The 24,243-nt window shown below is 58.6% G+C and carries 23 protein-coding genes and 1 other RNA gene; 12 read left to right on the forward strand and 12 right to left on the reverse strand.

All coding sequences use genetic code 11. The annotated features are described in order from the left end of the window. Positions 1-127 precede the first annotated feature (127 nt). Positions 128-1,618, forward strand: coding sequence for a UbiA family prenyltransferase (locus JAO29_RS04695; protein WP_334267025.1), 1,491 nt, complete (start codon positions 128-130; stop codon positions 1,616-1,618). A gap of 28 nt (positions 1,619-1,646) precedes the next feature. After that, positions 1,647-2,762, forward strand: coding sequence for a phenylalanine--tRNA ligase subunit alpha (pheS, locus tag JAO29_RS04700; RefSeq protein ID WP_334267026.1), 1,116 nt, complete (start codon positions 1,647-1,649; stop codon positions 2,760-2,762). A gap of 15 nt (positions 2,763-2,777) precedes the next feature. Here pheS and JAO29_RS04705 read toward each other — a convergent pair whose 3' ends face one another. Together JAO29_RS04705 and JAO29_RS04710 are read right to left on the reverse strand one after the other, a co-directional pair. Continuing rightward, positions 2,778-3,530 carry a bestrophin-like domain gene (locus tag JAO29_RS04705; protein WP_334267027.1) on the reverse strand — a complete coding sequence of 251 codons (753 nt, stop codon included), beginning with the start codon at positions 3,528-3,530 and terminating at the stop codon, positions 2,778-2,780. A 54-nt stretch (positions 3,531-3,584) separates the two neighbouring features. After that, positions 3,585-3,935: a phage holin family protein gene (locus tag JAO29_RS04710; protein WP_334267028.1), complete on the reverse strand. Its 351-nt coding sequence runs from the start codon at positions 3,933-3,935 to the stop codon at positions 3,585-3,587. Positions 3,936-4,070: 135 nt separating this feature from the next. Here JAO29_RS04710 and JAO29_RS04715 point away from each other — a divergent pair, with 135 nt between their 5' ends. The 6 genes from JAO29_RS04715 to JAO29_RS04735 all read left to right on the forward strand — a co-directional run bounded on the left by JAO29_RS04715 (position 4,071) and on the right by JAO29_RS04735 (position 8,729). Continuing rightward, complete coding sequence (locus JAO29_RS04715) at positions 4,071-4,625, forward strand: pyridoxamine 5'-phosphate oxidase family protein (protein ID WP_334267029.1); 555 nt, start codon at positions 4,071-4,073, stop codon at positions 4,623-4,625. 72 nt (positions 4,626-4,697) lie between these two features. Beyond that, positions 4,698-5,333, forward strand: a complete 636-nt coding sequence (locus JAO29_RS04720) for an FMN-binding negative transcriptional regulator (protein ID WP_334267030.1) — start codon at positions 4,698-4,700, stop codon at positions 5,331-5,333. A 125-nt stretch (positions 5,334-5,458) separates the two neighbouring features. Beyond that, positions 5,459-5,646: non-coding RNA, 6S RNA (ssrS, locus tag JAO29_RS23420), on the forward strand. A 36-nt stretch (positions 5,647-5,682) separates the two neighbouring features. Next, positions 5,683-6,429: a prolipoprotein diacylglyceryl transferase gene (locus tag JAO29_RS04725; RefSeq protein ID WP_334267031.1), complete on the forward strand. Its 747-nt coding sequence runs from the start codon at positions 5,683-5,685 to the stop codon at positions 6,427-6,429. Further along, on the forward strand, positions 6,419-7,543 hold the full coding sequence (locus JAO29_RS04730; protein WP_334267032.1) for an RluA family pseudouridine synthase: 1,125 nt from the start codon (positions 6,419-6,421) through the stop codon (positions 7,541-7,543). The genes JAO29_RS04725 and JAO29_RS04730 overlap by 11 nt, the downstream gene beginning before the upstream one ends. 43 nt (positions 7,544-7,586) lie before the next feature. Then, complete coding sequence (locus tag JAO29_RS04735) at positions 7,587-8,729, forward strand: VWA domain-containing protein (protein WP_334267033.1); 1,143 nt, start codon at positions 7,587-7,589, stop codon at positions 8,727-8,729. 4 nt (positions 8,730-8,733) lie between these two features. Here JAO29_RS04735 and JAO29_RS04740 read toward each other — a convergent pair whose 3' ends face one another. Both JAO29_RS04740 and JAO29_RS04745 read right to left on the reverse strand, forming a co-directional pair. Continuing rightward, entirely contained in the window at positions 8,734-9,375 is a 642-nt protein-coding gene (locus JAO29_RS04740) for a response regulator transcription factor (protein WP_334267034.1), read from the reverse strand. Continuing rightward, a complete protein-coding gene (locus tag JAO29_RS04745) occupies positions 9,372-10,823 on the reverse strand; it encodes a sensor histidine kinase (RefSeq protein WP_334267035.1) in 1,452 nt (483 codons plus the stop codon). The genes JAO29_RS04740 and JAO29_RS04745 overlap by 4 nt, the downstream gene beginning before the upstream one ends. 152 nt (positions 10,824-10,975) lie before the next feature. Between JAO29_RS04745 and JAO29_RS04750 the strand changes: the two genes are divergently transcribed. Then, on the forward strand, positions 10,976-11,929 hold the full coding sequence (locus tag JAO29_RS04750; RefSeq protein ID WP_334267036.1) for a bestrophin family protein: 954 nt from the start codon (positions 10,976-10,978) through the stop codon (positions 11,927-11,929). 26 nt (positions 11,930-11,955) lie between these two features. Then, positions 11,956-12,831 carry a universal stress protein gene (locus JAO29_RS04755; RefSeq protein ID WP_334267037.1) on the forward strand — a complete coding sequence of 292 codons (876 nt, stop codon included), beginning with the start codon at positions 11,956-11,958 and terminating at the stop codon, positions 12,829-12,831. 17 nt (positions 12,832-12,848) lie between these two features. Here the strand turns inward: JAO29_RS04755 and add are convergent, their stop codons facing one another. From add to JAO29_RS04775, 4 genes are all read right to left on the reverse strand, one after another. Then, complete coding sequence (gene add, locus JAO29_RS04760; RefSeq protein ID WP_334267038.1) at positions 12,849-13,886, reverse strand: adenosine deaminase; 1,038 nt, start codon at positions 13,884-13,886, stop codon at positions 12,849-12,851. A 9-nt stretch (positions 13,887-13,895) separates the two neighbouring features. Next, on the reverse strand, positions 13,896-15,479 hold the full coding sequence (locus JAO29_RS04765; protein ID WP_334267039.1) for an amino acid permease: 1,584 nt from the start codon (positions 15,477-15,479) through the stop codon (positions 13,896-13,898). A gap of 140 nt (positions 15,480-15,619) precedes the next feature. Further along, positions 15,620-15,775, reverse strand: coding sequence for a hypothetical protein (locus JAO29_RS04770; protein WP_334267040.1), 156 nt, complete (start codon positions 15,773-15,775; stop codon positions 15,620-15,622). A 47-nt stretch (positions 15,776-15,822) separates the two neighbouring features. Continuing rightward, the gene (locus tag JAO29_RS04775) at positions 15,823-18,669 is read right to left on the reverse strand and encodes an ATP-dependent helicase (RefSeq protein WP_334267041.1); all 2,847 of its coding nucleotides are present in this window, start codon (positions 18,667-18,669) and stop codon (positions 15,823-15,825) included. 225 nt (positions 18,670-18,894) lie between these two features. Here JAO29_RS04775 and JAO29_RS04780 point away from each other — a divergent pair, with 225 nt between their 5' ends. Together JAO29_RS04780 and JAO29_RS04785 are read left to right on the forward strand one after the other, a co-directional pair. Next, a complete protein-coding gene (locus JAO29_RS04780) occupies positions 18,895-19,233 on the forward strand; it encodes a hypothetical protein (RefSeq protein WP_334267042.1) in 339 nt (112 codons plus the stop codon). Between the two features lie 115 nt (positions 19,234-19,348). Beyond that, positions 19,349-19,891 (forward strand): TIGR00730 family Rossman fold protein, encoded by a 543-nt coding sequence (locus JAO29_RS04785; protein ID WP_334267043.1) that lies wholly within the window; start codon positions 19,349-19,351, stop codon positions 19,889-19,891. A gap of 248 nt (positions 19,892-20,139) precedes the next feature. Here the strand turns inward: JAO29_RS04785 and JAO29_RS04790 are convergent, their stop codons facing one another. From JAO29_RS04790 to JAO29_RS04805, 4 genes are read right to left on the reverse strand one after another with little or no spacing between them, the layout of a single operon-like run. Further along, positions 20,140-20,571: a DUF971 domain-containing protein gene (locus JAO29_RS04790; RefSeq protein WP_334267044.1), complete on the reverse strand. Its 432-nt coding sequence runs from the start codon at positions 20,569-20,571 to the stop codon at positions 20,140-20,142. 53 nt (positions 20,572-20,624) lie between these two features. After that, positions 20,625-21,407: a sulfite exporter TauE/SafE family protein gene (locus JAO29_RS04795; RefSeq protein ID WP_334267045.1), complete on the reverse strand. Its 783-nt coding sequence runs from the start codon at positions 21,405-21,407 to the stop codon at positions 20,625-20,627. A 37-nt stretch (positions 21,408-21,444) separates the two neighbouring features. After that, positions 21,445-22,203, reverse strand: coding sequence for an ATP-binding cassette domain-containing protein (locus JAO29_RS04800; RefSeq protein ID WP_334267046.1), 759 nt, complete (start codon positions 22,201-22,203; stop codon positions 21,445-21,447). Positions 22,204-22,223: 20 nt separating this feature from the next. Further along, positions 22,224-24,080 (reverse strand): amidase, encoded by a 1,857-nt coding sequence (locus JAO29_RS04805; RefSeq protein WP_334267047.1) that lies wholly within the window; start codon positions 24,078-24,080, stop codon positions 22,224-22,226. Between the last annotated feature and the right edge of the window lie 163 nt (positions 24,081-24,243).

A 24,243-nucleotide genomic window follows, 5' to 3' on the forward strand; every position in this document is an offset into this window, starting at 1 on the left:
GAACCTTCAGAATAATTAATAATGACGTACAAGGAGAACCGAATGTTTCGCCTCCTTGGCTCATTTCGAGCGACAACTGCTCCACCTACGGCCGGTAATCGCCTCTTTTGAAGGAAGGACACGACTTTTGACCACTTCCGCCCCCGCCTTCGATTCTGCTGCTTTGCCCGCTTTATGTGTTGATCTAGACGGTACTCTCGTAAAATCTGACACCCTGGTCGATTCAACGCTCGCCCTGGCCCGGTATCACCCGGCGATGCTGCTCCGCATTCCGGGATGGCTCCTTCAGGGCAAGGCCGCGCTTAAGCGCCATATCACCTCGTCTGTGTCCTTAGATGTAGCTCACCTGCCCTACAACCGTGAACTGCTGCAATTTCTTGAGCAACAGCACGCAGAGGGCAGGGCTATTTATCTGACCACCGCCGCCGACTCCGCCCTGGCCAACCGTATCGCCGAGCATCTTGGTCTTTTTCAAGGGGTTCTGGCCTCTGATGGCGCACTTAACCTCGCCGGTCATAACAAACTGGCAGCCTTTCGCGAGACCTTCGGCGACCAGTTCTGCTACATCGGGAACGCCTCTCCCGACCTTCCTTTGCTCGAAAACTGCCACCATCCCATGGTGGCCAACCCTACACGCGGGCTTCAGTCCGCCCTGCGTAAGGCACGTATCACTCCTGCTCGCACCTTTAGCGAAACCGTCTTCCCCCTCAAAGCCTGGGTTAAGGCGCTCCGAATCCATCAGTGGGCCAAGAATGTTTTGCTCTTCCTGCCCATGCTGCTGGGCCACAACCTTCATCCCGCCCTGCTTCTGGCTTCGTTGCTGGCCTTTCTTTCCTTTGGTTTGTGTGCTTCGGCGACATATGTCGTCAATGACCTACTCGACCTGGAAGCAGACCGCCAGCATCCACGCAAGCGCCGTCGGCCCTTCGCGTCAGGCGATCTTTCAGCAATCTCCGGTGTAGCGGTGGTCTTGATCTTCCTCGCCGCCTCGCTCGCCATCGCACTCGCTTTACCCCATGCCGTGGCCCGTGTCTCTCCGGACCTTGCGCTCAGGAGGCCCTACCAATTCCTGGTCTGGCTTGGAATCTACGCCGTCACCACCTTGGCCTACTCGCTCCGTCTAAAGCGCGCTGTCCTCGTCGACGTCATCGTTCTGTCAGGGCTCTATACCATCCGTATCCTGGCTGGTTCGGCAGCCACTGGGATCGAGGCCTCCGCCTGGCTCGGCAGCTTCAGCATCTTCTTTTTCCTGTCCCTGGCATTCGTCAAGCGTTTCGCTGAGCTTGAAAATCTTCGCGAACGTGGTGGAGAGGTCGCCAAGGGCCGCGGCTATCACATCAGCGATCTGGAGCAGCTCCGCAGCTTCGGTTCGGCTTCGGGGTATGTCTCGGTAGCCGTTCTCACTCTCTACATCTCCAACCTCGACGCAGCCCAGCTCTATACCCACACCAAGCGTCTCTGGCTCCTCATCCCCGTTCTCCTGCTTTGGATCAGCCGCCTGTGGCTCCAGGCATCGCGTGGCCAGCTGGACGAGGATCCCGTCCTCTATGCCATCACTGACCGTCGCAGTCTGCTGCTCGGGGTTGTCGTTCTGGCAATCGTGTTATCGGCTCTCTAGTCCGGTCATTTATCCTTACATTTGACCCATGACCGACACGATTCCTCAGCTGAACAGCTACGACCAGACCTCGCTCGATGCCGCCTTCGCTCTTCTCGGCGACGAGGTTCGCCAACAGACCGCCGCGCTGACAACTCCTGAGGCGCAGGAGAACTTCCGTCTCTACTGGCTCGGCCGTAAACAAGGACGCCTCAAGCTCATCTCCGAGGCATGGCTCAAAGCGGCCCCACCCGAGTCGCGCAAGCCACTCGGGATACGCTTCAATCAGCTCAAGCAGGAGATCGAGCAGGCCCTTGAGCGCAGGCCGGTGCCCGAACAGGCGACTGCCTCCGGCGGAATCGACATCTCGTTGCCCGGACTGGTCCGCAAGCCGGGAATCGCTCACCCTTTGCTCGGTACCATGCATGAGGTGGTCCGGGTCTTTCATCACCTCGGTTACTCGACCAATCTCGGCCCACAGGTTGAGAGCGACTTCTACAACTTCGAGGCGCTCAACTTCCCCCCGAACCATCCCGCCCGCGACACTCAGGACACCCTCCAGATCGCCGGCCAGCAGTCGCGTCCTTCGCGGGATCGTCTCCTGATGCGCACCCACACCTCGCCCGTGCAGATTCGCACCATGATCGCGCAGGTACCTCCCATCCGCATCGTTATCCCCGGCAAGGTGCACCGCAACGATGCTGCCGACGCCACCCACTCGCCCATCTTCCATCAGATCGAAGGGCTCTGCGTTGATACCAACATCACCTTCTCTGATCTGAAGGGAACGCTCGACCACGCCATGAAGGCGCTCTTCGGCTCGGCGGTGAAGACGCGCTTCTTCCCCAGCTTCTTCCCCTTCACCGAGCCCTCGGCTGATGTGCAGATCTCCTGCATCTTCTGCGGTGGTTCGGGATGCCGCAAGTGTAAGCACTCGGGTTGGATCGAGCTTCTGGGGTGCGGCATGGTTGATCCCGCAGTCTTCGCCTCGGTTACGGAAGAACGGCGCAAGATCGATCCCGCTGACGACGCCTACAATCCTGAGAAGATCTCCGGCTTCGCCTTCGGCATGGGCGTCGAACGCATCGCTATGATGCTCCACGGCGTCTCCGACATCGGCCAGTTCTACTCCGGAGATATGCGTTTCCTTGAGCAGTTTGCCTGATCGTTGGAGTGGGACTCAGCGTAGATTTTTTTGAAGGCTCACCAAATTCTCGGGATGCACAAGAATGACGCCCCAGTGCGGGCTATCGATATCGGCAATCAAAAAAAACGAAATTGCAATCAGCAGTGGAAGCACCACAAACAGCTTCCCCTGCATCTTTTTTGCTCCATATCCGACCAGTATGTTGGACACAATGGCGACGGAGAAGAGCATGGCCCATGCGGCCTCTGGAATTCGGTTCAACCAGGCTGCCTCCGTGTAGCCCGCTGAGTCGATCACATTGTTCATCCCTCCTGCCGCGAGCGCTGTAAGAACATTCGGCTGAGCCATCGCCGGACGTGAAACGCTCCGCCAAAGCTCATTTTGGAGTGCCGTCGTCTCTTCGCCAATCTTCTGTAGTGCCGTCTCGCTTCGTGTCTCGTAGAACGCGATCCGCTTCTCCGTGTATCTCCGAAGGAGCTCTTTGGCTCGGGAGCTGTCCGCTTCAGGCAGAAGATCGGCTCGGGAATATTCGGTTCCAATGGCATTGGCCTCCGCCTCCTCGTAGACCTTGCGCTGATCGTAGCGTGCGATTGCCATCGAAAAACTGAATCCGATGATTAGGCCGAGCAGCGTCAGGGTGGCACCCTCGACAATGCCGAAATCAGTTCGGCTGTCTTCATCCAGTCCGTACCTGTGTCTGAGATGCTCCCCAACCCGCGCTGCAATCCAGAGCCCGAGGAAGGAAATCAGGAATAAGAGTCTTGGATGTCTGACAAGAAACGCCATGGGTACCTCTCTCAGAGACCTTGATGTGACTCAGCCCCACCGCATGCCCACCTGTTACGACGATCTACGATCGCTACCCAGGATACCGATCAGGATCTGGACGAGGGCCAGTGCGAGCGCGCCGAGAAAGGCCGCCCGAAAACTTGTCACCGCAAATCCAGGAACAAATTTGCTCGAAAACCAGAGAACGATCGCATTGATCACAAGAAAGAACAGGCCGAAGGTGAGGATTCCAAGGGGGAGAGTGATGAACTTCAACAGCAGCCCTAGCGTCGCATTGAAGAATCCGATGATAACCACCGCAAATAACGCCGAGAGAAACCCGCTCACCTGAAACCCTTCGACGAGGTGAGATACCAGAAGAAGTACGGCCGCGTTCAAAATCCAGTGCAGAAGCCATCGCATGCTATTCCGTCTCCTCTCGCGAAAATCGCATGGGTGTGTCCTCTGGCCCTTGTGTCCCACGAGCATACGCCACTCTTTTGTGGCCGACTATCGAAACTTTGCAGCGGGTCGCAGCCTCCGAAGCAGGGCTAAACTATGCTTATGGGGAAACAGTTCAGCTCCATCGCTCCGGAACACCGAGAGTTTATTGAGCGCCAGCACATTTTCTTCAACGCCTCCGCTGCCGCCGGCGGGCGTGTCAACCTCTCTCCTCGCGACGTAGCCTCACTCCGTGTGCTCGATGCCAATACGGTCGTCTACCTTGACCTCACCGGCAGTGGAAACGAGACCGCCGCCCATCTCATCGCGGATGGCCGCCTCACCCTCATGTTCTGCGCTTTTGAAGGTTCCCCCCTTATCCTCCGGCTCTACGGCCATGGACGCGTTCTACCCCGCCACAGGCCGGAGTACAACACCCTTCTGGCCTCCCACTACAACAACGTCGAGCCACCCGGAGCCCGCCAGATCATCCATCTCACGGTCGATTCTGTCCAGACATCCTGCGGCATGAACGTCCCCTTCTACGACTATGTCAGCGAACGCGACCAGCTCCTCCGATGGGCCGCCGTCAGGGGAGAAGCCGCCCTCGACGAATACCGCCTGCAGAAGAATACTCGTAGCATCGACGGACTCCCGACCGGGCTCCTCTAGTCACGCTGAGATCAAGCGCGGCGCATGGAAATCCAGGTCTGTAGGAGAAACTGTTGCTCAAAAAGAGGAAGCATGTACATCCCAAAGCACAATGAAGAGAAGCGTACGGATGTTCTGGACCGGCTAATGCGATCCCAGCCGCTTGCGTCTCTCATCACCATGACCTCCTCCGGTCTCTTCGCCACTCATCTTCCGCTCGTCCTTCACCGCACAGATGACGAGCACGCCATTCTTCGCGGACATCTGGCTCGGGCGAATCGTCAGTGGAAGGAGTTCTCCCCCGAGATCGATGCGCTGGCCATCTTCTCAGGACCTCACCACTACATCACGCCCTCTTGGTACCCCGAGAAGGCTGAGACCGGCAAGGTGGTCCCCACTTGGAACTACGCCGTTGTCCACGCCTATGGCCCCCTCAAAATCGTCGAAGATCCTGACTGGCTCCTCACCCACCTCAACACTCTCACCGGCATCCATGAGGCCACACAACCGAGACCCTGGAGCGTCTCCGATGCTCCAGCGGACTTCATCGCATCCAACGCCCGGGGCATCGTAGGGCTCGAGTTGAAGGTAGAGCGCTTGGAAGGGAAGTGGAAGGTTAGCCAGAACCAGAGTGCTGCCACACAAGTGGCGGTCGCCGAAGGCCTGGAGGCCCTCAACACGGAAGCAGGTCGGAACATGCGGGCTCTCGTGCGAGGAGAAAGACGCTGACCGCACCCGCAGGTTCCGTTCAGCGAATGGCTTTCTCCTGTAGTTCGTAGATCTCGGTACTCCTGCGATGACTTTCCTGTCAACTTGCAAAGCCGTCTCCTCGCAGGTAGCATCCAACTCAAGAGACCGGCCTGCAAAGCAGGTGCGCGATCCACGCTGGTTGAACCAACATTCATTGAACAGGGGCCTGGCTCGTATACATGGTTCGGTGTGCAACGTCCGCCAGTCCGGAATGCCTAAAGAACCACGGCAGGGTCCCGCCGTCTTAGGACGGGTTCACCAGCGCATCAGTGCACGGCCCAGCGGGTCGGTTTTCTTGTAGTTCCTGTCTCCTGTACTCCCGTCTTTCGTGCATCCCAGTCTTCTTCACATCGGCTTCCTGACCCTTCCTACCTACGGCCTGCTGGCCGCTGTCGGACTTATATCGGCACTCTCGCTCAGCCTTCGTACCGCTGCCCTCGCTGGTGTCAGCCCTGATCGACTCTGGAACGCTGGCCTGTTCGCCCTGATTGCTGCCTTCGTGCTATCGCGGCTGCTTCTGGTACTCGAGAATCTGCACACCTTTTTGGCGTTTCCCATTCTGCTGCTGATGGTCCCCTCGCTTACGCCTCTTGGGCTGGGATTAACGGCTGTCGCCACCGCGATCTACCTTCGTACACGCAGCATTGACATCCTTAACTCCCTCGATGCCTGGACTCCGTGCGCGACGCTGGCCTGGATTTTCCTTTCCCTCGGGCACTTCGCGGAAGGCAGCGATCCCGGCCTGCCGAGTCGCCTTCCCTGGGCGGTCGCGCTTCCGTCGAGTTCGCTTAAGCTCCAACCGGTTGCTATCTATGTGGCGATCGCTGCTGCTGCGCTGACTGTCCTCCTGCTGAAGCATCTCTCTCTCCGGCATCGCGAAGGCGATACCGCCGCACTTGGACTTGCCGCAAGCGGCCTGGTGCAATTTCTGCTCAGCTTTCTGCGTGAACCCGCGTACTACGACGACACGCTGGGCCGCCTGCTCGACCCCATCCAGTGGCTCGCACTCGGTATGATCGTCACTGCGGCTGTTCTCTGGCAGTGGCCGCGGAGGTTGGTCTCTCATGCCGTCTAAGAACATGCTGCCCAAGGGGCAGCGACGCCGAACCGTCAAACCGGAATATCGCGCCACGCGCGGTGTCGAACCCCCCGCACCTGCCGCAATTCCTCTGCTTGAAGTTGAGGATGACGCAGAGAATCACGTCCGTTCCGTCACAGTCCCGTCTGAGGCATCGGGTCTGCGTCTCGACCAGTACCTCGCTCAGGCCATCCCGGACATCAGCCGTTCTCGCGTTCAACTCCTCATCGAGCACGGACAGGTGCAGGTCAACGGCCAGCCAGCCAAGGCCAGTATCAAACTACAGGGCGGGGAAACGGTCGAGATCGAAGGCACTCCCCATCCACCGCCGCTCCATGCCTTTCCGGAAGACATTCCGCTCACCATCCTTTATGAAGATGACTCCCTCGCTGTGATCGATAAACCGGCCGGGATGATGGTGCATGCCGGTGCCGGCGTTGCCGCTCCAGGAGCGGAGGCCGACGAACGCAATCACGGAACTCTGGTCAACGCACTCCTGCATCACTTCAATAAGCTCTCCCACGTCGGCGGCGAGCTTCGCCCGGGGATCGTCCATCGCCTCGACAAGCAGACCAGCGGCATCATCGTCGTAGCCAAAGACGACAGTACCCACCGAAAACTCAGCGAGATGTTTGCTGGCCGCCAACTGGAGAAGACTTACCTTGCTCTGGTCCATGGGACCATCTCGCGCGATAACACCACCGTAAACCTGCCGATTGGCCGCGATCTGGTCCGGCGCACCCGCATGACCACCCGCCGTTCCGTAGACAGCGAAGGAGTTCGTCCTGCTGTCTCGCACGTCAAAGTTCTTGAGCGGATCACCTCCGAGCGGTATGGTTCGTTCACGTTGGCTGAAGTTCGCATCGAGACCGGTCGCACACACCAGATTCGCGTCCATCTACAGGCTCTTGGTCATCCGGTGGTCGGGGATACTTTGTATGGCGCTCCTCACCACATCGGCAAGCCACCCGAGACGCTTTCCCTAGAACGTAACTTTCTGCACGCCGCCAGATTAGTCTTCGAGCATCCCACCACACGGAAGACGATGACGCTTGAATCTCCGTTACCATCCGAGTTAGAGAAGCTTTTGGCTGCACTTCGCGTCGATTAGCGGCCATTTGAGTAAAATGATCAAAGTGACCGTACCGATAAGAATGAATCGCACCCTGCGCTTTCTAGCCGCTCTCTCCCTCTCTGCTGCTTTCGCTTGGGTCCCGTCTGCTCGCGCCCAGGCGCCTTCTACCTCGCCCGACAGCCTTCCCTCTGCTCCGAGTCCGGCCACCAGCCAGAAGCCTGTGCCCGCACAGACGGCTCCGGCACCCGGGACACAGCAGCCCGCGCAGACGGCATCTCCTACGGTCACTCAGCCTTCTGCCGGTCAGTCCGCTCCTGCCCAGCAGGGCCAGCCTGCGCCTACTCCCGGCGCGGCCAACCAACCATCACCTAACGACGAACCCATTACGACCATCAAGGTCCAGGTAAACGAAGTCAATCTCATCTTCACCGTGACTGACAAAAAAGGTCGTTTTATCACGGGTCTGAAGCGCGAAAACTTCGGGCTCCTGGACGATGGCAGGCCGCCGGTCGCTGTTCTTCGCTTCAGCCAGCAGACAAACCTTCCCCTCCGCGTCGGAATCATGCTCGATACTTCGAGCTCCATCCGCCAGCGCTTCCAGTTCGAGCAGGACTCTGCCATCGAATTCCTTCTCCAGATCCTGCACCGCAACGACCGCGCCTTCGTGCAGGGATTCGATATCGAGAGCGACATGGCGCAGGGCTTCACCAACAATATTGACCTCCTCAACCAGGGAATCCGCAAGCTGCGTCCCGGCGGTGGTACTGCGCTTTACGACGCTCTCTACCGGACCTGCCGCGATCAGATGCTGACGCTCCAGGAACAGGGGGCCGTGCGCCGCGCCCTCATCGTAGTATCTGACGGCGACGATAACTACAGCCGCGCACAGCAGTCTGACGCTATCAAGATGTGTCAGCGTTCCGAGACGATCGTGTACACCATCAGCACCAACGTCAGCCCCAGCAAGGACAAGGGCGACGATGTTCTGCGCGCCATCTCCGAGGCAACCGGTGGGATGGCGTTCTTCCCGACCAAGATCGAAGACGTTGCCGTTGGTTTCCGCAACATCCAGGAAGAGCTGCGAAGCCAGTACTCTCTCGTGTACCGGCCCGCGGACTTCAAGCAGGACGGCTCCTTCAGGACGATTTATCTCCAGGCTCTCGATCCACGCTATAAGGTGCGTGCAAGCAAGGGCTACTTCGCGCCGCGTCCAACACCATAGCGGATCAGAGCTGGTCTCTGTATTTCTCTATCGCCAGCAGGACCAGCTGCGAGCGCGTGCGTACGCCGGTCTTCGAAAAGAGTTGCTGCAGCGTCGCTTTAACCGCACTCTCAGAGATGTTGAGATTACTGGCAATCTCTTTATTTGCCAGGCCCTGCAGCAGATACCGCAACGTAATTCGCTCTCTCTCCGTAAATCGTAGCGAAGACTGCGGCTGTACGGCGGCGACGACAGACTGCAGGTACTGCTGATCGATCAGAACGCGTCCTTGTGCTACCTCTACGATGGCGCGCTGCAGATCTTCCGGCGACTCCTGCTTGTGAAAAATCCCGGAGATTCCACCCTTGATAAGAGCGAGAGCATCCTTGTCCGGAAGACCGGCCGTGACGATAAGTGTCTTGCCCGAAAAGTTCATCGCTCGCAAAGGTTCCAGCAGAGCCAAAGCATTCTCTTTGCCGAGGTCGTAGTCCAGCACCAGCACGTCTACTGAGGTCGTCTGCAGCTCGGCCACGGCTTGCGCAGAATCGCCGCTCTGACCCGCGATAATGAAGCGCTCATCGGAATCCAGCAGGCGCCGCAGCCCTTCGCGAAACAGCCTGTGATCATCGAGCAGGTAGATGCGGATAGCGTCGGTCGTCGAATTCATGCCTGCTCCTGCTCTACTCTCTCCTGCGGATGCGATATGGCCTGACCTTCATTATCCGCGAGCAGCAGCGTGATTACAAAACAACATCCCGTCGCCGTTGGATCGAAACGAAGTTCTCCGCTGAAGCTCTCCACCAGCGCGCGGGAGACATAGAGGCCAAGCCCGGAGCCGTCCGACTCTGGACGAAACGGCTGAAAGAGATGTTGCGTGTTTCGAATGCCGGATCCGTTATCGGATACGCGCAGAGTGATCTTTCCGTTCTGAAGTGAGGTGTCGATGGTAAAGCGTGGCTGGGGCGCATCATGGACGGCACGAAGTGAATTTTGCGATAGATTGAGAAGCGTCTGGATCAGGCCCTGATGGTTCGCCCGCACTGGTGGAAGATCTCGCGGGACGTGCCACTCGAACTCTCCGGAGATATCTGCCCAATCCTGTCCGATGATGACCCTCAACTCTTCTGCAAGCTCCTGTAACCGAACCGAAGACACTCGCAGCCTCGTCTTGTTGCGCAGGTCGATCGAGGCAAGGTCACGAAGCCCTGCCGCAAGATTCTTCAGGGCGACAAAGTCAGGGTCTTCCGCGATTGCACTGCTCCTCTCCATGTTGGAAGCCACGACGAAGATCGCCGAGCAAAGATTCCGAATCTCATGCGACACGGCGCTCGCCAAAATGCGATCGTGGCTGACGATCTGTTCATACTGTGCGTGTTCTCGCTCGCGTACTTCATTGGACGTATCGACCATGATGGCAGCCAGATGCCTTGATGACCCCTCGCCATAGATTGAGAACCACGAGGTGATCGGAAGCAGTGTTCCGTCTCCGCGACGTGCCCATGCGTTAGCCGAGGTTCGTATGTCGCCCATGCCGGACGGCAGCTGCAGGGCATCGTGGAACAGGCCCACGTAGTTTTGAATCTCCTGACCTTGCAGTACATCGCTGGGCTGCAGCATGTTCTCAGCCGCTCGGTTCGCCGCCAGGATAGTTCCTGTGGAGTTCATCGTCAGGATTGCGGCAGGGCTGCTCTCCGCCAGCAACCGTAGCTGCTCCTGGGCTCGGCGTCGCATGCGTTGTTCATAACGAAGGCGCGAGTAGTGTTTCAGAACAACGCGCCGGGAGTCCGCGATCTGGTAGATCCATAGACCGCATCCGGAGTAGGCAATGGTGGCCATGCAGAAACGCAGCACATGCTCCAGGTGTGTCTCGTCTGCGGTAAACAGACCTCGGGTGTACGCGCAGAATGCTGCCGCCAGAACTATCTGCCATCGCATGAGAATGGTCGCTGCGATCATCACGGGAAAGATGTAAAGAATCCCCAGTGAGAAGTCGAAGTCGAAGTACCACTCGAGCAGTACGAGAAGGACGACAAGGCTTGCTGCAATCAGAAAGATCTGACCGCGACCTCCGTCGCCCGCCCGCATTCGGACAAAACGCCTGTAGAAGGTGTTCACGTCTTCTATTAGACGCCGAAAGACCGAAAGAAGGACCGACCCATGTCCGAAAGATAGGTCGATTCAATCTCTCGATGAGACCAAAGAGCATCTGGAAGATAGGACGCATCGAACCCGTTCTCGCGGTCTAATCCGCATAGGGAACTGATCACATGATTGTTCGAGACAAACTACCCCTCAAAAGAATCTGGCCACAGGCATGGAAGCGACTGCTGGTTCTGCTGATCTTTGACTGCACCGTCGCTGCCGTCTACTCCATCTTCCATCACAGGTGGATCTCTCTGAACGGACTGCCGATTGCTCCGCTGGCATCTGCGTTGACCATCTTCCTCGCCTTTCGCACCAACGCGGCTTACGGGCGTTGGTGGGAGGCTCGCCAGCTTTGGGGCCAGTTGGTGAATACCTCTCGTGCTCTCACCGTGCAGTTCCTCACCATGCTGGACGATGAGACGGAAGATCCGCATCGTGTCCCCCTCAGGAACACGCTCGTGTTGCATCAAATCACCTTCACCCATGCACTGCGATGCCATCTGCGTAGGCAAACTGCACTGCCTGAGGTCCGAACGCTGCTTGGAGAGAGCACTGCGCGTGGGCTCAGCGTCTATAAGAATCTGCCCGCCGGTCTTGTGCTTCGCATGGGAAGCCTGCTCCGGCAGGCCCGTAACGAAGGCATGCTCGACAGCTATCGTTGGGCAGCCATCAATGAAAACCTGACCGTTCTTACGAATATTCAGGGAGCCTGCGAGCGCATCAAAAATACGCCTCTGCCTCGTCAGTTCGATTATCTGCCAAGAGTTCTCGTAAACGCCTTTTGCTGGCTTCTTCCCCTGGGCCTCGTAGAAGACCTGGGTCTGCTCACGCCGATCGCAAGCGTTCTTATCAGCTTCACCTTCATCGCCGCGGACCTGATGAGCCGAGAGATTTCGAACCCATTCGAGAACACCATCCACGACACCCCGATGACCGCTCTGTCGCGCACGATCGAACTTAATCTTCGCGAGCAGATGGAAGAGATGGATCGCGAACGCGGTTGGCATGGCGGCGCGAAGTATCGCAGGCCGCGACCAGTAGGTGATGTCATGCCGGTCGACGGGTTCGTGTTTTAGAAACTCTGCTTCAAGAAAGGGGCGTTATGTTTCAAAGATCTACCGAGATCGTGTTCGCCACAGATTTCTCCGACTCCAGTCATGCTGTTATTCCAACCGTTGCCCAGTGGGTGGAGACTCTGGACGCAAAGCTGACGCTGCTTCATGTCTACAATCCGGCTAAGACCCTCTATCGAGAGGCTGATACGCTTCTCCGGTCTTTCTTCGCTGAAGCAGACAACTACCAGCACTGCGACAGGGTCCTGATAAGTGACGATCCCTGCGAAGGGATCGCCTCTTACTGCGAACGTCATCCCAACATCCTGCTGATGCTTCCTCCCAGCGATCTGACCGGGCTGCCGCGCCCATGGCATCGCTCACTGCGGGCGCGCCTTATCAAACGGCTCTCCGTTCCCATCTGGACCCTTGGCAGAGCCAACGTGAGCGAGACTGCTCCCAGTTCGAATCGTCACATCGGGGTCTGGCTTGGCGATCCGGAGGAGGGCGTATCCCATCTCCAGCAGGCGGCGAACTACGCATCGGAGACCGGCAGCACACTTCATCTTCTCCACATCGTGGACGAGATCAACGAGGGCTCGATGCTCAAGCCACTGCTGTCATCGGCTCCTATGGGTCAGGAGACGGCGAGCGCCTGGCTCAACGACATCGTCTGCACCTACGACTTCGACTGCAAGATTGAGATTCATGTCGCGCAGGGAAGAGTATCGCGCGAGCTGCCCCAGCTGCTCCGCCGCAGCGGCGCCAATATGCTGATCCTTAGCCAGCAGAGTGCGATCTATAACAGCTGGACCGGTCCGGAGATCAATCCCGTCTTTCGCAAATGCGGCATCAGCCTGATATGCGTTCCCTATGCCACAAAGCTGGAAGAGTTGCATCGTCAGCTGGCAGAATCGGCAGCGTGACCATCACCTCTTCCGCTTCAAATGTACTGTTCCACTCGCTTCAGAAGGCCGAGCTTCCTTGTGGGATCGAGGAAGCTCGCTTCTACAGCGTTCGCCGCAAGCTCGCGCATCTGCTCCATCGTAAAGCCGTACGTCTGCTGGGCCAGTACATACTCACTCAGCAGATCGCTTCCAAACATCGGCGGATCATCCGAGTTCAGCGTAATCATCAGCCCCGATTCGAAGTATTCCTTAACCGGATGTTCGTCGAATCCCTTGCAGCAGCCCGTCTTCACATTGCTGGTGATGTTGATCTCTAATGGAATCTGCTTCTGCGCCAGCACCTCCAGCAGTTCGGGGTCATGCTGAGCTGCGAGAGCGTGCCCAATCCGTTCAGCGCCTATATTGATAGCGGACCAGATACTCTCGGGACCGACAGATTCTCCCGCATGCGCGGTGAGTCGTAGCCCGGCTGCTTTGGCCTCGCGGTAAAGATCGCGAAACTGCTCTGCGGGGCCGCGAGCCTCGTCGCCGCCGATTCCGATCCCCACAATACTCGGATACTGATCTCTCAGTTCTGCCGCCTTACGGAAGACGCGAGCACCCTCGTCCACGCCAAAGTGCCTGACCGCATCGATAATCCACAGAACCGTCGTTCCAAAATCTTTTTCCCCGCGCCTGCGTCCACGTTCGATCGCTTCGACATATGGTTCCACATCAGTCTGCTTGATGAAGAAAATGATCCCGAACGAGATGTACACCTCGGCGTGAACCACGCCTTGGCTGGCGAGTTCACGAATCATGTTGTAGGTAATCAGTTCGTAGTCGTCCGGGCCTTTCAGACGTTCGGTCACGGCCTTGAACGACATGAGAAAGCCAAGGAAGTTTTCATACTGGTAAAGGTTCCGCGCTTGCTCGAGCGTAAGAGGCTTGTCATCATGCCTCCGGCTCAGCTCTACCAGGGTCTCCGGCTTTACCGTGCCCTCAAGGTGCAGGTGTAGTTCCGCTTTCGGCAGGCCCCGCAGCCATTCCACAATGTCTATCTCTGTATCTCGTCTTGCCAGCCTTCGAGCCATCTCTCTATCTTAGGCTTCAGGAGAGTAAAACTCACTCCGTTTACGGCTGTAGAAGACATACACGACAAGTCCTACCAGCAGCCAGATGAAGAAACGCATCCAGGTCTTTACCGGAAGTCCAGCCATCAGCAGAATGCAGAAAGCCACGCTGAGCACCGGGATTACCGGACCCAGCGGAACCCTGAAGCCGCGGTGTCGTTCCGGCTGGCGTGATCGCAGCACAAGAACTCCAATCGAAACCAGTACAAATGCGAACAGGGTTCCAATGTTCGACATCTCTGCAAACGTACCCACATCGAAGAGCCCGGCAGGAATCGCCACCAGGAAGCCTGCGATCCAGGTCGCAAAGGCAGGAGTTCTGAATCGCGGATGCACCTTGCTGAACGCGGAAGGCAGTAGCCCGTCGCGAGACATGGCGAACCATACCCGGGCCTGCCCAAGCTGAAAGACGAGGATGGAGGAGATCATCCCCACGATCGCGCCCAGAAGGACGGCCAGCCTTACCCAGTGCAAACTGTGCCCGCCGGCCGTCATGGAGACACGCTTCAGCGCATTCACCACAGGCGCCGCATCCCCTGCCACGCTTCGCCACGGCACCATGCCTGTAAGCACAACGGCCACGCCGATGTAGAGGATAGAGCAGATCACCAGTGTCGCCAGAATCCCTATCGGAACATCCTTCTGCGGACACTTGCACTCTTCGCTCGCCGTTGAGACCGAATCGAAGCCGATATAGGTGAAAAAGATGATGGACCCGCCAGCCAGAACCCCGCTCCAGCCATTTGGCGAAAACGGCACATAGTTGCTGGGATGAATAAAGCTCAATCCGAAGAACACGAAGACCAGGATCGCCATGATCTTCACCAGCACCATGATGTTGTTCGTGCGTGCCGACTCGCGAATCCCGCGAACCAGCACCACCGTCAACAGCAGCACGATCAGGAACGCAGGAATGTTGAATCCCGCATGCCAGCCCGGACGATAGATGTCATGTCCGTTCAGGTCTTGCAGCCCAAGTGGCAGATACGCGGGGGAGAGCCACTTCGGCGAGATCTTCAGGCCCAGCCAATCCAGCAGATCTACGACATGAGCAGCGAAACCCACGCTTACGCTCATGTTGCTGAAGGCGTACTCCAGGATGAGGTCCCACCCGATGATCCATGCGACCAGTTCACCCAGGGTAGCGTAGGTATACGTGTAGGCCGATCCTGCGATCGGAATCATGCTCGCCAGCTCCGCATAGCAGAGTCCGGTCAGTGCGCAGACAATCGCAACCAGGACAAGCGAAACTGCCAGTGCAGGTCCTGCTCCCGGCCTGCCTGCAACGGCACCGCTTGTGTGGTGCAGCAGACCGACGATCAGGTCGATCACAGGAGAATCCGACAGCTTCACTTCGGAGGCAGGATTTCCTCCAATCGCCGTTCCGATAACCGTAAAGATGCCCGATCCGATCACCGCTCCGATTCCGAGCGCCGTCAGGCTCACCGGCCCCAGCGACTTCTTCAGAGCATGCTCGGGCCGCTCCGATTCTGAGATCAGCTTGTCGATCGATTTGGTTTGAAAGATTTGCCTGGCCAGAGCCCTGCTCCTCACAAGAATTGTCCGGTAGAGTCGTCCCGGACTCACCCGAGTACACCTTACAGCGAAAAACTCGTCGGGGAGGAGCTACCTTCCGGCCCCAAGCGACATAGCAGATGCCGCATGTCAGGCCGGAAGGCCTCGTGGAAATCGAACTAACGCTTCGACTGGCCGCGTGACAGCTTGCGAACCTTGGCCTTGTTTGAGCCGCGGGGGGTCGTGCGCTTGGCCTTCGGTGCAGCCTTCTTACGCGCAACGCGCTTTACCTTCTTGCGTTCTACTTTGTCCGTAATGCTCTTTGTATTTGCCATCAGTCTCTTGCCAATCTCTCTCTAAAAAAGTGGTTTCCCAGGGAAACTTAGAGGCGCTCCAGCTGGGCAAACTTCTCCACCAGCTTCTTTACGCCATGCTGTTGAAATTGTACTGTAATCTTCGCGTCATCCCCGTCTCCCTCACGACGAAACACCGTTCCTTCGCCGTATTTGGGATGTCGCACCCGCGCTCCCTGCTGCAGCCCGGTCTTTCCGGTAGGAGCGGGAAGGTCGATCTTCGGACGCCCCGGCTTCACACCCGGCTTCTGTCCCCGTCCGGAAAAGAAGCTCGCAATGTTGTCCAGCGATCCGGAGCCCCCCGATATCGCGCGACTTCCGGCGGTCCTTGCAGCACCTGCTCCTGCTGCCCCGCCGCCGCTCTGGTCCTCGTCCTCATAGCTCCAGTGCCGCTCGCCGGCATCCTGCTCACCCCGTCCCGAGCGGTTTCCCTTGGGATACGGCGTCGAGTAAAGCCGGCTGTAATCTCCGCCAAACTGCGGTCGCGCCGGGGGACTTCCGAGATCTTCCACCAGGCGCGACGGAACTTCTTCCAGAAATCGTGAGGCGACCGTCGCATCCGGCATATCGTTCCCGTACCTTCGCCGATGCCGCGCTCTCGTCATCACTAGCGTATCCATCGCGCGCGTCATGCCCACATAGCACAGACGCCTCTCCTCCTCCATCCCCGTCGGATCCATCATGGTCCGTGCGTTGGGAAAGAGTCCCTCCTCCATTCCCGTCAGGAACACCAGGGGGAACTCCAGCCCCTTGGCGGCATGCAGCGTCATCAAAGTCACCCTGGCCTCGGCAGAATACTGGTCCGCATCGCTCGCCAGCGCCGCATGATCCAGAAATTCGTTCAGCGTCTCCCCGCGCTCCTCCGCATCCTGGGCCGCATTCGCCAGTTCTTTCAGGTTTTCAATGCGCGAAAAACTCTCGGGCGTACCCTCGTCCTCCAGGGCCCGGATGTATCCACTGCGATCGTTCAAAAACTTGATCAGCTCCGGCAGAGTAGCCTTCCCGCCCGCCGTACGAAATGCCGGTCGTTCCGATCCCTCACCCGATCCCTCACCGCCCGATCCCGAAGCTGCAAGCGCAATCCCTTCGCGCCGATCTCTCGCCGAGACGAGAGGTCTCTCGCTGCGGTTTACCTTCGAAGCCGTTGTCCCAAACGGATTGAAGCTCGTCGAATCGATTCCGTGCTGCTCATCGGAATCCTGCGTGTTCTCGGCCGCAATCGTGGAGATCTCCTGGCTCGGCCCAAAATCGAATGCGAAGTTGAAGCTGGTGTCGAACTCTTCAGTATCCTCGTTCTCACCGTCGGAGACTTCGCCTGTAACTTCCTCCGGCACGCCACCAAACTCCGAAACGTCGAACGATGTGTCGCTCTCTGTCCCGCCGGCTGCATCCGCAGGTAGATCTCCCGCCACATCCCCGGCTACATCCGAGGTCAGCTTCTCGGCAAACTCAGCTCCCAGCATCGCGCGAGCATCTTCGATCAGTCGGCGAAATCCCTCCAGCGCATTCAGCGTTCGCTGCGGCAGCAGCCGATCCTCCATCGCCCGGGCTATCGCGTCCCACGTGCTCAGTCCGGCTGTCAGCGCCATGCGCTCCAGAGTCTCCATCGTCGTCTTGCCGATACCGCGAGCCGGAGAGTTCACCACGCGCTGCAGTGCAATCGAATCGTGCGGGTTCTGCACCAGCTTCAGATAGCTAAGCAGGTCCTTCACCTCGGCCCGGTCATAGAAGCTGAAGCCGCCTACCATGTGGTACTGGATCTGGTAGCGACGGAGTGCTTCTTCTACCAGTCGCGACTGCGAATTCGTTCGATAAAGAACGGCGCATCGCGGCTGATCCTCCTGCTGGCCCGCTTCGCGCAGATATCGCTGAATCCGGTCTGCAATAAATAACGCCTCGTTCTCTCCGTCGGGCGCCTCGTAGTACCCAATCAGCGATCCGCCCTCACGCGAGGTCCACAGGTTTTTGCCCTTGCGCTGCGTGTTCTGGGCTACCACCGCGCTCGCTCCCTCCAGAATCACCTGGGTCGAGCGATAGTTTTGCTCCAGTCGAATCGTCTTGACGTTCGGGAAGTCCTTCTCGAAGTCCAGAATGTTTTTAATGTCCGCGCCGCGCCAGCTGTAGATGGACTGATCTTCATCGCCGACCACGCAGATATTCTTCTCCGAACCAGCCAGCAGCTTCATCAACTCGTACTGCGGACGATTCGTATCCTGGTACTCGTCGATCATCACGTAGCGATACCGCCGGTTATAGCGATCGCGAACCTCGGAGGAGGTCTTCAGCAATCGCACCGTCTCCAGCAGCAGATCGTCGAAGTCCAGCGCATTCGCCTTGGCCAGCTCCTTGCGATAGATCTCGAAGATGTGTGCGATCTTCTCTTCCATCGGATTGGTTGAAGCGAGAAAGTATTCCTGCGGGTCGATCATGTGGTTCTTCGCCCAGCTGATTCTTCCCAGCGCAACCCGCGGCTTCAGGCTCTTGTCGTCAATACCCAGTCTCTTCAATGCGGTCTTCACCACCGCCTGCTGGTCCTGCTCGTCGTAGATCGCAAAGCTCTTTGTCAGACCAACACCGTTCACGCGCAGAGCTTCAATATCGCGCCGCAGCACTCGAACGCAGAAGCTGTGGAACGTCGCAATCGTCGGCTTCGCCAGTGAGCTGTGTCCAAGAATCTTGTCGACACGCTCGCCCATCTCCTTCGCGGCCTTGTTGGTGAAGGTCACCGCAAGAATTGCATCCGCAGACACACCGCGCTCTTCAATCAGGTAGGCGATCCGGTGCGTGACCACTCTCGTCTTGCCGCTTCCCGCACCTGCAAGCAACAGCACCGGCCCATCCACCGTGCGAATCCCCTCCTGTTGCTGAGGATTCATATTTTCTAAAAGGCGACTCAATCGGGTACACGCTCCACTTCTAATTTTAACCTTCACGAGACATTCACACCTTGCACCGGCAGTCCGTCACCGTTTCCATGCGCTTGGTCACTTCACCAAATCTTCGGGAACTTCTTTGAGTCCAATGCGTAATGACATACGAAGAGTTTGCTGAACCATGGCAGCAGGCTCATCGTTCGTAAACGTCAAAATCCGGGAGCTGAAATGAACTACCGTAAATATGTCGCCGCAACTGTGATCGTCGCCTCTTCTCTGCTCGCATCGCCTGCCGTGTATGCGGCAACCAGCGTGAGTTCGCCTGTTCTGGCGATGTTCGGCAAGTCGAAGATGGTCAAGGTCACCTTCATGAATGACAGTAGCTCGCCCATGGAAGTGAAGGCCGGCGAGGATGTCATCAAACTCGAAGCAGGGAAGCCTGTCACGGTAAGCCTTACCCCTGGAACCCGTATCGTCTCGACCACCGATACCTCGACCCGAAAAGCCGGTTCTTTGATCGCCGAAGCCAATAATTCGCTGAATGGCGCAACCATTCACATCAAGTAAACGCGAAATATCAGGTTCCACCTTCGGTCTTTGAGGCGGCGTCTTTGTAAGGACCTCGCCTCAAGGACCGCGCTCTATTCACATCGCCTTCTCATCCAACTGCTATCCTTAAATTGTGATCCGCAACGCCGCAGTCTTCTGCGCCTCTTCCTTTGGCGTAAATCCTGCCTATCGCGAGGCTGCGATTGAGCTGGGACGAGTTCTCGCACAACAAAAGATAGGCATCATCTACGGAGGAGCCAACGTCGGCCTCATGCAGGCAGTCGCTGAATCTTCTCTGCTCCACGGCGGAAGGGTTGTCGGGGTCATCCCCGAGGTTCTTGTCGATCTCGAGATCGCTCACCGCGGCCTTACCGAGCTGCACATCGCCACCAACATGCATACCCGCAAGGCCATGATGGGAGAGATGGCAGACGCATTCCTCGTGCTGCCCGGCGGCTTCGGCACGCTTGAGGAGATGTTCGAGGTGCTCACCTGGCAGTCGCTGCGTCTGCACCAGAAGCCCACCATCCTCATCAACATCGATGGCTTCTACGACAAGCTGTTGGCTTTTCTGGATCACTGCGTCGAACAGGGGGTTCTCAAGCCCTACGCTCGCGAAAATCTTCGCGTCGTGGCGGATGTCGGCGAGCTCTGCAACCTTCTGTTGACTGCCTGACGAATCCCTTCTTCAGGGTAGTCATCAGAACACCCTTCTCCCGATCTTTGTCAGGGCGCAGTCCTCGAAAGCCGTCACCCCATCTTTGTCAGGCTGAGTCCTTATAGAGCCGTCCTTCGCCACAGCGTAGTCGTAACAGCCGTCATCCTGAGCAACGCGAAGGATCCCTGTATTTTGCTCCCCTGCCTCCAATGCTCCGGTGCTCAACACAAACACCTTTCGCAATCTTCGGGACACCCTGCCGAGGATCAGGTCGTGCCGGTGCACGTCCCGCACTGGCATACGCGCCGCAGATACTCCCAGGAGTAGATCCCGCTCTCGTGCCCATCGCTCCATTTAAACTTCACCGCGTACTTGCCTACGGGAGTAATCTCCAGAGGTCGTGCAGGGGCCTCATACATCGGCAGCAGGCTCTGCGGTTTCGGCTTTGCCTCTCCCGGCTTGCGTCCACTCTGCTCGCGATCCTCATGGCACGTAGCGCAGGGGCAGGCGTTTCTCAGCCACACGAAATTCCATGTGCTCCTGTGTCCGTCCTTCCAGTCGATCTCCACTCCCGTTCCTTCGGTCTTGTGGATTCGGACCTTGGCCGGAGTAACTGCTTCCAACGGCAGCCGCTTCTCCATGGTGGCCTCTTTCGCCGCCTGATCCGCGCTTACGAATCTGATTCCTTCATGACTCATACTTCCACTTCCTTCTTCAGCTCAATCTGTTCCACAGCATCCGTGCCCCGGCCTCACCATCCGTTCTTCCAAAAGAAGTACGAAGCCACCACGCATCCCGTCACCACTACAATCGCACGCAGAACGCCCGGATTCATTCGTCGCGCATACTGCGCTCCCACATAGCCTCCCGCTCCGGCAAACAGCATGGAGACCACGCAATACTTCCACACAATCGCTCCGCTCATCACGAACGTCAGCACGGCTGAAAGGTTCGAGAGGCACGCAGCCAGCACCTTCAGAGAGTTCAGGGTGTGCATCTCCTCCACTCCGAACAGTGCCAGTACCGTCATAATCAGAAAGCCTCCTCCGGCTCCGAAGTAGCCGATATAAAAGCAGATCGGCAGCAGCGCCAGAAAGACTGGCAGGGAAGGGATCTTTCTCTCCGCATGCGGTATCGCCGACCGCCTCCGCATCCGGCGCGATACCGGACCGCTCAGGCCAAACAAAACCGTACCCCCCAGCAGCAGCCAGGGAATCAGGTGCAGAAAAGTCAGCTGGCGCGTGTGCAGCAGCAGCATCGCTCCGGTCACACCTCCGATCGCCGAGGCGATGCAGATCACCGGCAGCAGGTCCTTCCGCATATCTCCATGCAGCGCTGCGACCGAGGTCAGCTGTCCCGGCCACAGCGCGACCGTATTCGTGGCATTCGCCTGAATGGGCAAAACACCGACACCCAGCATGGCAGGGAACGAGAGAAACGATCCCCCACCGGCCATCGCGTTCATCACCCCGGCAATCGACGAGGCGGCGACCAGCCAGGCATAGCGCCAGTGCGGGATCAGAGAGGAAAGCATCCATCTTCCATTGTATCGACTGCCGCTCCCTGGGCCGCTAAATCCGGATCTCCGGTGTCGCTCCGACCAGTTCGCGCGTATACGCTTCGGCGGGAGCCTCGCAAACCCGCTCGCACTCGCCCAGCTCGACCAGCCGCCCCTTCTGCATCACGGCAACTCGATCACAGAGATAGCGCACCAGTGGCATCGAGTGCGATATGAACAGATACGTAAGCCCGTATTTGCGCTGCAGATCCCGCAGCAGGTTGACCACCTGCGCTCCCACGCTCACATCCAGCGCACTCACCGGCTCGTCCAGCACCACGAACTCCGGCCGCAGAGCCAGCGCCCGGGCTATGTTGATCCTCTGGCGCTGTCCTCCGCTGAACTCATGCGGATAACGCTCCAGCGCCGAACCCTCGAGCCCCACCTCCCTCAGCATCTCCTCGAGTCGCGTGCCGCCACAGCGCTCTCCATGGATCGCAAAAGGCTCCGCCAGAATCTCCCGTACCCTCATCCTCGGATTCAGTGCCGCATAAGGGTCCTGGAACACGATCTGCATCTTTCGCCGCAGGCCTCGCAGCTCTCGCGCCCCGGCAGTCAGCAAATTTCGCCCGTCGTACTGCACCTCACCCGAAGTCGGCTCGACCAGCCGCAGCAGCATCCGCGCGACCGTGCTCTTGCCCGATCCAGATTCGCCCACCAGCCCCAGCGTCTCGCCGCGCGCGATCGTGAACGAGACATCGTCCACCACCCGCACCCCCGCGCCGTACTCCTTCACCAGATTGCGAGCCTCAACCAACGCCGAACCCTTCATAGCCCTATTCTCACATCCTGCTACGCCAGCTTCGGATGCAGCCGGTGAAATCCCGTGGCATCCTGATAGGCCCGCGCAAACGCCGCCAGCCGCGCATCCGAGTACAGCCCTCCAAGAAACGTCAGCGACACCGGCGTTCCCGGCCCCCCCACATTCTTACGATCACCATCGCCCTCGTGTTCCGGCTTCGGAGCATCCTCTCCTCGCAAACCATTCGGCACAATCACCGCAGGATGCCCCGTCAGGTTCGTCGCCGAAAGCTGCGCTCCGCCGCTCGGCGTCACTACGACATCCACCTCGTCGAACAGCTTCGCCATCGCATCCATCGCCAGCGTCCGCGCCCTCTGCGCCTGCACATAGTCCACGGCCGAATAGAATCGCGCTCGCCGAAACGCATTGGGCCAGTCGAAGCTCTCCTGCCCATTCAGCAGAGCATCACGCCCGCTCAGCGTCAATTCGTCGAACGCCGCCGCCGCCTCCGCGCTCAGCACCGGGGTTATGTCGCCGTAGTGATAGCCCTTCGGCAGCTTCAGCTCTCTCAGCGTCACACCCATCCCGCGCAGCGCCTCCAGAGCCGCCTGGCCATACTTCAGGTCATAGCTCTCTCGCGCAACCTCGCTCTTGCGTTCCGCCGATGCGCTCTTCTCCAGCACAGGAGCCTCAAACTCGCTCTTCAGATACCCCACCCGCAGCTGCTTCCAGTCAAACTCCGCGTCCCAGTTGAACGCCGCATCCTTCACCGTGCGGTCATGCCCATCCGGTCCATAGATCGCGCTCATCACCAGCGCGCAATCCTCCACCGCGCGGCAGATCGCCCCGATCTTGTCCATCGTCCAGCTCAGCGTCATCGCTCCCGTACGCGGAACAAGCCCGAACGTCGGCCTCAGCCCCGTAACACCACACCGCGTGCTAGGTGAAGAGATCGACCCAAGCGTCTCCGTCCCGATCGCAAATCCCACACATCCCGCCGAAACCGCGCTCGCGCTCCCCGCAGACGATCCACTTGAGCCCTGCTTCGGATTCCACGGATTCCGCGTTCTTCCTCCAAACCACAGATCCCCCTGCGCCAGCGCTCCCATCGTCAGCTTCGCGACCAGCACGGCACCTGCAGCATCCAGTCGCTCAACCACGGTCGAGTCATAGTCGAAGCTCTGCTCCTCGAACCCCGCCGCGCCCCATGTCGTCCTGTATCCCTTCACCGCCAGCAGGTCCTTCGCTCCCCAGGGAATCCCATGCAGCGGCCCGCGATATCTCCCCGCGGCAATCTCCTTGTCCGCCTCCGCAGCCTGCTGCAGCGCGCGCTCCTCCGTCAGCGTGATCACAAAGTGCAGCCGCGGATCGTACTTCTTCAGTCTCTCTAGGTACATCTTCGTCAGCGCCACGGAGCTCACCTTGCGCGTCTTCACCAGCTCCGCCAGCTCTCTCACCGTGGCGAACGCCAGCGCATCTTCGTCTCCGCTGACCAGCCCCTCTACCGCAGGAGCTTCACTGATCCGCATCGGCCTGCGCTCCGTGGCGAGCTTCATCCCTGCCGGAACCGCATCAAACAGAAACGCTGGAGCAACGTTGTTCGGGATCTTCATGCTGCGAATCACCAGCACCGAATCCCTCTGCTCCCTGAGACCCTCGATCACCTGCGTCTTCTGCGTATCCGTCAGCTTCACCGCCGCAATCGCCGCCGCCGCGTCGATCATCTCGGGAGTGATCTTCGCCAGATGCTCGTGGTCCACTCCCGCACCTTCGGTTTTGGCTTGCTGTGAGCTCTGTTGCTGTGCCGCCATCCCCCACAACACGCCCGGCAGCAGCGTCTGCCCCAGACCCAGCGCCGTGCACACACCAAGAAACCTTCTGCGATCCACCCCAGACTGTTCGCTCATCCGGGAATTATTGCATCCCCCATGGCCGCGCCAGCGAAACCCACGTCTCCTGCACTCGCGCTTCTTACTTAACTGGCTCGCTTGCGCCGGAGGTGATACAGTTCTGTCGTTCCTCCGCCACTCGGGCAGTCGAACGCGGGCCCACCACACCTAGTGAAAGGAA

The sequence above is a fragment of the Edaphobacter sp. HDX4 genome, from assembly GCF_036877565.1.
Classification (GTDB): Bacteria; Acidobacteriota; Terriglobia; order Terriglobales; family Acidobacteriaceae; genus Edaphobacter.

Coding starts and splice junctions, on each gene's coding strand:
- JAO29_RS04705 (WP_334267027.1), bottom strand. CDS start 3,530: ATGGCGTTTCTTGTCAGACATCCAAGACTCTTATTCCTGATTTCCTTC.
- JAO29_RS04755 (WP_334267037.1), top strand. CDS start 11,956: ATGTTTCAAAGATCTACCGAGATCGTGTTCGCCACAGATTTCTCCGAC.
- JAO29_RS04790 (WP_334267044.1), bottom strand. CDS start 20,571: ATGAGTCATGAAGGAATCAGATTCGTAAGCGCGGATCAGGCGGCGAAA.
- JAO29_RS04805 (WP_334267047.1), bottom strand. CDS start 24,080: ATGAGCGAACAGTCTGGGGTGGATCGCAGAAGGTTTCTTGGTGTGTGC.
- JAO29_RS04730 (WP_334267032.1), top strand. CDS start 6,419: ATGCCGTCTAAGAACATGCTGCCCAAGGGGCAGCGACGCCGAACCGTC.
- JAO29_RS04710 (WP_334267028.1), bottom strand. CDS start 3,935: ATGCGATGGCTTCTGCACTGGATTTTGAACGCGGCCGTACTTCTTCTG.
- JAO29_RS04715 (WP_334267029.1), top strand. CDS start 4,071: ATGCTTATGGGGAAACAGTTCAGCTCCATCGCTCCGGAACACCGAGAG.
- JAO29_RS04780 (WP_334267042.1), top strand. CDS start 18,895: ATGAACTACCGTAAATATGTCGCCGCAACTGTGATCGTCGCCTCTTCT.
- pheS (WP_334267026.1), top strand. CDS start 1,647: ATGACCGACACGATTCCTCAGCTGAACAGCTACGACCAGACCTCGCTC.
- JAO29_RS04800 (WP_334267046.1), bottom strand. CDS start 22,203: ATGAAGGGTTCGGCGTTGGTTGAGGCTCGCAATCTGGTGAAGGAGTAC.
- JAO29_RS04740 (WP_334267034.1), bottom strand. CDS start 9,375: ATGAATTCGACGACCGACGCTATCCGCATCTACCTGCTCGATGATCAC.
- JAO29_RS04735 (WP_334267033.1), top strand. CDS start 7,587: ATGAATCGCACCCTGCGCTTTCTAGCCGCTCTCTCCCTCTCTGCTGCT.
- JAO29_RS04750 (WP_334267036.1), top strand. CDS start 10,976: ATGATTGTTCGAGACAAACTACCCCTCAAAAGAATCTGGCCACAGGCA.
- JAO29_RS04770 (WP_334267040.1), bottom strand. CDS start 15,775: ATGGCAAATACAAAGAGCATTACGGACAAAGTAGAACGCAAGAAGGTA.
- JAO29_RS04775 (WP_334267041.1), bottom strand. CDS start 18,669: ATGAATCCTCAGCAACAGGAGGGGATTCGCACGGTGGATGGGCCGGTG.
- JAO29_RS04795 (WP_334267045.1), bottom strand. CDS start 21,407: ATGCTTTCCTCTCTGATCCCGCACTGGCGCTATGCCTGGCTGGTCGCC.
- JAO29_RS04720 (WP_334267030.1), top strand. CDS start 4,698: ATGTACATCCCAAAGCACAATGAAGAGAAGCGTACGGATGTTCTGGAC.
- add (WP_334267038.1), bottom strand. CDS start 13,886: ATGGCTCGAAGGCTGGCAAGACGAGATACAGAGATAGACATTGTGGAA.